The sequence below is a fragment of the Neisseria sp. Marseille-Q2251 genome (assembly GCF_940793045.1).
In the GTDB taxonomy this organism is placed as follows: Bacteria; Pseudomonadota; Gammaproteobacteria; order Burkholderiales; family Neisseriaceae; genus Neisseria.
Genome location: NZ_CALNWV010000064.1, coordinates 1 through 8716, shown reverse-complemented (window position 1 = coordinate 8716; position 8716 = coordinate 1). Strand labels below are relative to the sequence as shown.

Sequence of the window (8716 nt, the reverse complement as noted above, 5' to 3'; positions counted from 1 at the left end):
ATGCGCAAACTGCTGACGATATTGAATGCCCGGATGCGTGATTATTTTGCCGAAAATGGTATCCAAACGGCTTGATTTGAGTTTTGGTATTTTTGCCCGACGGGGTGAAAAATACAGTTGCTACGGCAAAAACCGTAGCAAGAGAGAATAGAAACCCGTAGCGTGGGCTTTGCCCACGAATCAAACTCAAAATTTCAGACGACCTCTTTTACCCAACATTATCGTGGGCAAAGCCCACGCTACAATGTATACCGACTGCTGACAATATTGAATGATTACTTTGCCGAAAACGGTATCCGAACGGTTTGATTTGAGTTTTGGTATTTTTGCTCGACGGGTTCAAAAATACAGTTGCTGTTGAAACTACCAAACCAAAACCCATCCGAGGTCGTCTGAAAACTTGAAAATCAGGTTTTCAGACGACCTTTATTCTTTCCGCCGACAGGCATACAATCAAAAGTGCAATACCTTTCATTGATTCAATACAAGGAGACAGTTATGCGCGGCATAAAATCAGTTGCATTGTTGTGTACTTTGGCATTGGGTGCGCCGGCGTTTTCGGCGGGTTTGACCAAAACGCTGCCGGGCGATTTGACGACGGCTCAGGCGCAGGCGGTGGTGCAGGCTTCGATGAAAAAGGCACGTGAAATCAAGGTGCCGATGAATATCGCGGTCATGGACGCGGGCGGTAATTTGAAGGCGTTTGCGCGTATGGACGACGCGTTTATCGGCAGCATTGATATTGCGCAGAAAAAGGCGAAAACGGCACGCTATTTCAATATGTCCACCCGCGATTTGGGCAAGGCTTCGCAGCCGGGCGGTGAGCTTTACGGTATTGAGGTGACCAACGACGGTTTGGTGATTTTTGCCGGCGGTGTGCTGCTGGTGGATAAAAACGGCGTTATCGTCGGCAGCGTCGGCGTGAGCGGCGGCTCGGTCGATGAAGACGAAAGCGTCGCGAAAGCAGGTGCGGCGGTATTGTCGGGCAAGTAAACCGCAGCTTGAGGCAACCCGATGCGTTTCTTTTCATTGATTTGCGTTGGGTTGTTGAAATGTGCAGAGGTCGTCTGAAAATGTGGGGTTAAATCCCCGCTGTCTTTTCAGACGACCTTTTTGCATTTGTTGACATTTTTACCGCTTCGGGCATGACGTTCGGGCATATGGAGTCGTCTGAAACCTGAAATGCTGTCTTTCCCAAGCACAATTCGCCGCAATGGGATATGATTATCCTTTTTCAGACGACCTGTCCTTAATATAGGTCGTCTGAAAAGTTGATTCCGTCGGGTGCGGCGGAGTTCTGAGAAGCCGTTAAGTCATACAAGAAAGCCAAGATGTCCGAAACAGCAGTCCAAGAAACCCAAGAAACGCCAAACAGTGTGCCTACGTCGTCTGAAACACAACCCACCCCGCCCAAGCGCAAGAGGCGCTGGTTGCGGGTTCTGTTGCTGACGTTGGTTGTGCTGGTGTGCGCGCTGGTGGGCTTTATCGGCTGGCTGGTGGGGACGGAATCGGGTTTGCGTTTCGGTGTGTACAAGATTCCGTCCTGGTTTGGCGTGAAGATTGCGTCGGAAACGCTGGAAGGTACGCTGGTTAAGGGTTTTCACGGCGATAAGTGGATGATTGAAACGGATGGGGCGGATGTGAAAATCAGCGCGTTCCGTTTTGATTGGGAGCCGTCCGAGCTGTTTCAGCGCAGCCTGCACATTACTGAAATTGTGGCGGGCGATATTGCGGTCGTGCCGAAGCCGACGCCGCCGAAAGAGAAAAAGCCGTCCAAAGGACTGCCTGAGAGCATTGATTTGCCTGTGTTGGTGTTTATCGACCGTTTAGAAACGGGCAGACTCAGCGTGGGCAAAAATTTTGATAAGCAGACGGTCTATCTCGACCATCTGAATGCGGCATACCATTACGATCAGAAAGAACACCGCTTGGATTTGAAAGCCCTCGATACGCCGTGGAGCAATTCGACGGGTTCGGCGGTGGTCGGGCTGGAGAAGCCGTTTGCGCTCAATACGACGATTCAGACGAAGGGCGAGCTGGAAGGCGAGACGATAGAGGGTAAGGCGCGTCTGTGGGGCAGTTTGCAGGACGTGCAGACTGAAATTCTGCTGGACGGCGACAATGTGCATTTGTCGGCGAAATCGACGGTGCATCCGTTTGCCGCTTCGCTGGATAAGATGATCGGCGAGGTGCTGATTAAGGGTTTCAACATCAACCCGACCGCGTTCCTGCCGTCGCTGCCTAAGGCAAACCTGACGTTTGACGCGACCGTCGTGCCTTCGTTTACGCACGGTATCGCGCTGGACGGTTCGCTCGACTTGGAAAACAAGGCGGCGGGTTTTGCCGATGCAAAATCCATTCCGGTGCGCAACATTCTGGCGGACTTCACCATCAACGACAACGGCGTGGTAACCGTCCAAGAGTCTGAAATCGGGCTGCTGGAGGAAGGTTCTTTCAATGTCGCCGGTACGGTCGATACGGTGAAAAACGCGCTGGCGCTTAAGATTAATGTGAACAACCTGGTTTCAGACGACCTCGTCCGCACCAATGTTGCCGGTCAGTGGAACGGGTTTATCGGCGTCAAAGGCGAAACCGCCTCGCCCGCTATCGACTGGAATCTTGAAAGCGGCAGCGCGCAACTCTCCGGACTACTGTCCTTCGTTACCGACAGACAACACGGGCAGCGCACCCTCAAACTCGACCGCGTCCGCGTCGCACCGCAAAACGGCGGCGAACTGACGGCGCAAGGTTCGCTCGAACTCTTCAAAGACCGCCTGCTCAAGCTCGACATTTCCAGCAAGGCGTTCAATCCGTCCCGCTTAGACTCAAAACTGCCCGCCGGCAGCGTCAACGGTACCATCAATCTTTCAGGCGAACTGGCGAAAGAAAAATTCGCCGGCAAAATGCAGTTTGCGCCGAGTACGTTAAACAACGTCCCCCTCAGCGGCAAAGCCGACGTCGTTTACGAATCCGGACACCTCCCGCGCGCGCTGACCGACCTGCGTTTGGGCAACAATATTGTTAAAACCAACGGCAGCTTCGGCAAAAAAGGCGACCTCCTCAATATCGACATCACCGCTCCCGACCTTTCCCGTTTCGGTTTCGGACTGGGCGGGCTGCTCAATACGCGCGGCTACATTTCAGGCGACCTCAAGGGCGGGCTGAAAACCTACGAAGCCGACCTCTCCGGCGAAGCGCGCGCGCTGCGTGTCGGCGAAGCCGTCAATATCCGTATGCTTGACTTCAAACTCAAAGGCACGCCCGACATCAACCGTCCGCTTGCCGCCGACATCAAAGGCAGCCACATCGCCCTTTCCGGCGGCGCGACCGTCGTCGATGCGGTCGATCTGTCCCTCAACGGCACGGGGGCGCAACACCGCATACACGGCAGCAGCAGCATGGCGTTGGACGGCAAACCTTACAAACTCGAAGTCAACGCGGCGGGCGGTCTGAACAAAGACTTCAATCAGTGGAAAGGCAGCGTGGACACGCTCGACATCGGCGGCGCGTTCAACCTCAAACTGCAAAACCGCATGAACCTCGAAGCAGGCGCGGAGCGTGTTTCCATGAGCGCGGCGCGCTGGAGCGCGATGGGCGGCAGCCTCAACCTGCAAAACTTCGTTTGGGACAAAAAAGCCGGCATCACCAGCAAAGGCAGCGCGCAAAGCCTGCACATCACCGAGCTGCAAAACTTCGTCAAAATCCCCGTCGAACACAACTTGGTACTCGGCGGCGATTGGGATTTGGCGTACAGTCAAAATGCCCGCGGCTACCTCAACATCAACCGCCAAAGCGGCGACATCATCCTGCCGAACAAAGACCCGAAAAAACAGATGCCTTTGGGCTTAAGCGCGCTCTCCCTGCGCACCCGTTTCCAAAACGGCCGCATCGACAGCACGCTTGACGGCAGCACCCGTTTCGGCAGCGTCAACGCCAATCTGGGCATCAGCCAGCAGTTCGGCAACAAAATCGCCAACGCGCCCATAAGCGGCAAAATCAACCTCAACGTCCCCGACTTGGGCGCAATCAAAACCTTCCTGCCCGCCACCGCGCAAGGCATTACAGGTCGTCTGAACGCAGCCGCCACCATAGGCGGGCGCGTCGGTTCGCCCACCATCGCAGCCACCTTGAACGGCACCAGCAACTACGGCACAGCCGCAGGTACGGTCAACATCGGACAAGGCGCCAGCATGGACACCGCGCCTTTGAGCGGCAAACTCAACCTCAACGTCGCCGACCTCGAAGTCTTCCGCAACTTCCTGCCCGTCGGACAAACCGTCAAAGGTCGTCTGAATGCCGCCGTCAGCCTTGGCGGACGCGTCGGCGAACCGCAGCTTTCCGGTACGCTCAACGGCGAAAACCTCTACTACCGCAACCAAACCCAAGGCCTCATCCTCGACAACGGCGTTTTACGTTCCCATTTGCAGGGACAGCGCTGGGTCATCGACAGCCTCAAGTTCCATAAAGGCGGTACGCTCGAGCTGAAAGGCTCGGTCAACCTTGCCAACGCCGACCCTGACGTTGACGTGGATGTCGTCTTCGACAAATACGACACCCTTTCCCGTCCGAACCGCCGCCTGCGCCTCTCCGGCAGCGCGAAAGTGCAATACAACCAGCAAAAAGGCGTGTTCCTCAACGGTACGTTGAACAGCGACTACGGTATGTTCGGTTCGCAAAAATCCTCCATGCCCTCGTTGGACGACGATGTCGTCGTGTTGGGCGAAGAGAAAAAACAAACCGCTGCCGTGACGCCTATCAACCTCAACCTCACGCTCAACCTCAACGACAATATCCGTTTCGTCGGTTACGGCGCAGACATCACCATAGGCGGCAAGCTGACCATCACTTCCCGCCCGGGCGAAGCCATCCAAGGCGTCGGTACGGTGAAAGTCGTCAAAGGCCGTTACAAAGCCTACGGACAAGACCTCGACATCACTAAAGGTACGGTTTCTTTCGTCGGCCCGCTCAACAACCCCAACTTGAACATCCGCGCCGAACGCCGTCTTTCCCCCGTCGGTGCAGGCGTCGAAGTCCTCGGCAGCCTAAACAATCCGCGCGTGACCCTCGTTGCCAAAGAAGCGATGAGCGAAAAAGACAAACTTTCTTGGCTCATCCTCAACCGTGCCAGCAGCGGCAGCGACGGCGACAATGCCGCACTTTCTGCAGCAGCAGGCGCGCTCCTTGCCGGACAGGTCAACGACAGGCTCGGACTGGTGGACGATTTGGGCATCACCAGCCAACGCAGCCGCAACGCCCAAACCGGCGAACTCAACCCCGCCGAACAAGTGCTGACCGTCGGCAAGCAGTTCACCAACAACCTCTACGCAGGTTACGAATACGGTCTTTCCAGTGCCGAACAGTCGGTCAAGCTCGTGTACCAGCTCACCCGCGCCATCCAAGCCGTTGCCCGCGTCGGCAGCCGTTCATACGGCGGCGAGTTGAAATACACCATCCGTTTCGACAGGCTCTTCCGTTCGGATTACGAAAACGACCGCAAAATCGAAGAAGCGGAAAAACAAAAAGCCGAGCAAACGCAATAACGCCGTCGAAAAAGAAAAGGTCGTCTGAAAACCACACTTTAGGGTTTTCAGACGACCTTTTTCATGCGCGGCAATCTCGTTCCTTTTTCTTGAGGACAGATAGGCAGGTCGGTCATATCCGTTCCGCAGGGGCGCTGTCGGACAGGTTTTCAGACGACTCCATAGCCCCCGTCCCGCCCTGAAATCCTGTTAGAATACCGTTTCATTTCATCCATAATAATCAAACCATTCCCATTTAAAGCCGCGTCCAATACGATGAAACTCCCGCCGCTCAAACCCCTTATCATCACCTCGCTGCCCGTCTTCGCCAGCGTCTTTATCGCCGCGACCCTTGTCTGGCGGTTTGGCACGCCCAAGCTCGCCATGCCTTTCGTACTCGGCATCATCGCGGGCGGTCTCGTCGATTTGGACAACCGCCTGACAGGTCGTCTGAAAAACATCATCATCACCGTCGCCCTGTTTACCATTTCATCGCTCGTCGCCCAAAGCACGCTCGGCACCGGCCTGCCCTTCATCCTCGCCATGACCCTGATGACGTTCGGCTTTACCATTTTGGGCGCGGTCGGGCTGAAATACCGCACCTTCGCGTTCGGCGCACTTGCCGTCGCCACCTACACCACACTCACCTACACCCCCGAAACCTTCTGGCTGACCAATCCCGTCATGATTCTGCTCGGGACTGTGTTATACAGCACCTGCACACTCGTTTTCCAAATCATCCTCCCGCACCGCCCCGTCCAAGAAAGCGTCGCCAACGCCTACGAAGCGCTCGGCGGATATTTTGACGCCAAAGCCGACTTTTTCGATCCCGACGAAGCCGCTTGGCTCGGCAACCGCCAAATCGACCTCGCCATGAGCAACACCGGCGTCATTACCGCCTTCAACCAATGCCGCGCCGCCCTGTTTTACCGCCTGCGCGGCAAACACCGCCACCCGCGCACCGCCAAAATGCTGCGCTACTACTTCACCGCCCAAGACATACACGAACGCGTCAGCTCCGCCCACGCTGACTATACCGAGCTGACCGACACCCTCAAAAACACCGACCTCATCTTCCGCATCCGCCGCCTGCTCGAAATGCAGGGGCAGGCGTGCCGCAACGTTGCCGCCGCCCTGAGAAACGGCAAAGACTACACATACAGTAAACGCCTCGGACGCGCGATGGAAGGCTGCCGCCAATCTCTCTCGCACTACACCGACGACCACCCCGAAAGCCGCAACGTCCTCCACATCCGCCGCCTGCTCGACAACCTCGGCAGCGTCGACCACCAACTGCGCCAACTCCAACACAGCGATTCCCCCGCCGAAAACGAAAACAGCAGCGACACCCGCATCGCCGCCCTCGAAAACAGCAGCCTGAAAAACGTCTGGCAGACCGTCCGCAGCCAGCTCAACTTCGAGTCGGGCGTGTTCCGTCATGCCACGCGCCTCTCCATCCTCGTTGCCGCCTCCTGCATCATCGTCGAAATCCTCCATCTCAACCTCGGCTACTGGATACTCCTGACCGCCGTTTTCGTCTGCCAACCCAACTACACCGCCACCAAAAGCCGTGTGTACCAACGCATCGCCGGCACCATCCTCGGCGTCATCGTCGGCTCCCTCGTGCCTTATTTCACCCCCTCCGTCGAAACCAAACTCTGGATCGTCATCGCCAGCACCACCCTGTTTTTCATGACCCGAAGCTACAAATACAGCTTCTCCACCTTCTTCATCACCATCCAAGCCCTCACCAGCTTCTCCCTCGCCGGGCTGGACGTCTATGCCGCCATGCCCGTCCGCATCATCGACACCATCGTCGGCTCCGTCCTCGCGTGGGCAGCCGTCACCTACCTCTGGCCGGATTGGCGTTACCTCACCCTCGAAAAAACCGCCGCCCAAACCGTCGGCGGCAACGGCGCCTACCTCAGAAAAATCCTCGACCAGCTCCAATACGGCATCGCCGACGACGTCGAATACCGCACCGTCCGCCGCCAAGCCCACGAACGCACCGCCACCCTCAGCAGCACCCTCTCCGACATGAGCAGCGAACCCAAAAAATACGGCAACAACCTGCAAAGCGGCTTCACCCTCCTCAAAACCAGCTACGCCCTGACCGGCTACATCTCCGCACTCGGCGCATACCGAAGCGAAATGGACGGCGCGTGCAGCCCCGACTTCGTCCGCAAGTTCTACCAAAGCGGCTACCGCATCGCCGACCTGCTCGAACGCCTCCCGCAAACAAGCGAACAAGATTTTCAGACGACCCTCTCCCAAATCCGAACCGACTTGGAAGTCTTACAAACAGAAGCAGGCGACGAACGCCAAAGCCACATCCTCCACCGGCAGCTCACCCTCATCGCCAACCAGCTCGACCCCTGCTACCGCAGCCTGCACGACATTGAAGCCAGCCCGCAAGCCGTGTGATATAGTGGATTAGCTTTAAACCAGTACGGCGTTGCCTCGCCTTAGCTCAAAGAGAACGATTCTCTAAGGTGCTGAAGCACCAAGTGAATCGGTTCCATACTATCTGTACTGTCTGCGGCTTCGTCGCCTTGTCCTGATTTTTGTTAATCCACTATATTAATCGGCAGGCAAACGAAAGGTCGTCTGAAAACCCGAAACAAGGTTTTGAACTGCACCCCAAAAGTTGCACACATCCCCTCCAACCACTAAGGTGCAGTTTTTTTATCAGCAAATATACATTACACTTCAAATACCAAGCCGTACTCCACTACCTGCATATACGCAGCCAACAGCGTACCGCAGACCACTACGGCATCTCCCGAACCCACCTGCGACGATGGATACGCGCCTATCAAGAAGGCGGCATCGGCGCACTTGAACATCCCCAGTCCAAAACCATGCCCCAACACCGCAAAAACCCCTTCATCGCCGACAAACCCGACCACGAAAAAACACAGGCAGAGCTTATCGAAGAGTTGTGCTATATGCGCGCAGAGGTCGCCTACCTAAAGGAGTTAAAAGCCCTCAGCCAAAAGCGGACCGAAAAGGACAAAGCCAAACCGTCCAAGCACTGAGGGCGCAACACCCGCTCAAATACCTGCTGCACATCGCAAACCTGCCCAAAAGCAGCTTTTACTACCACCACCAAGACCGACCCGACCCCGATGCAGCCGACAAAGCCCTCCTTGTCGAAACCTACCGGCGACATAAAGGACGCTACCGGCAAAGGCGCA

General features: G+C 56.1%; 4 protein-coding genes and 1 pseudogene. All 5 read left to right on the top strand.

The genetic code is table 11. The features are described 5' to 3' along the window. Positions 1-498 precede the first annotated feature (498 nt). Positions 499-993 (top strand): GlcG/HbpS family heme-binding protein, encoded by a 495-nt coding sequence (locus AAG834_RS13170; protein ID WP_342032396.1) that lies wholly within the window; start codon positions 499-501, stop codon positions 991-993. 338 nt (positions 994-1331) lie between these two features. Continuing rightward, complete coding sequence (locus tag AAG834_RS13165; RefSeq protein ID WP_342032395.1) at positions 1332-5540, top strand: translocation/assembly module TamB domain-containing protein; 4209 nt, start codon at positions 1332-1334, stop codon at positions 5538-5540. 255 nt (positions 5541-5795) lie between these two features. Next, positions 5796-7943 carry a YccS family putative transporter gene (gene yccS / locus AAG834_RS13160; protein ID WP_342032394.1) on the top strand — a complete coding sequence of 716 codons (2148 nt, stop codon included), beginning with the start codon at positions 5796-5798 and terminating at the stop codon, positions 7941-7943. Between the two features lie 140 nt (positions 7944-8083). Then, positions 8084-8557, top strand: a complete 474-nt coding sequence (locus tag AAG834_RS13155) for a helix-turn-helix domain-containing protein (protein ID WP_446740461.1) — start codon at positions 8084-8086, stop codon at positions 8555-8557. Continuing rightward, positions 8461-8716 (top strand): annotated as a pseudogene (locus tag AAG834_RS13150) (hypothetical protein); the annotation flags it as partial. The gene AAG834_RS13155 and the pseudogene AAG834_RS13150, both read left to right, overlap by 97 nt.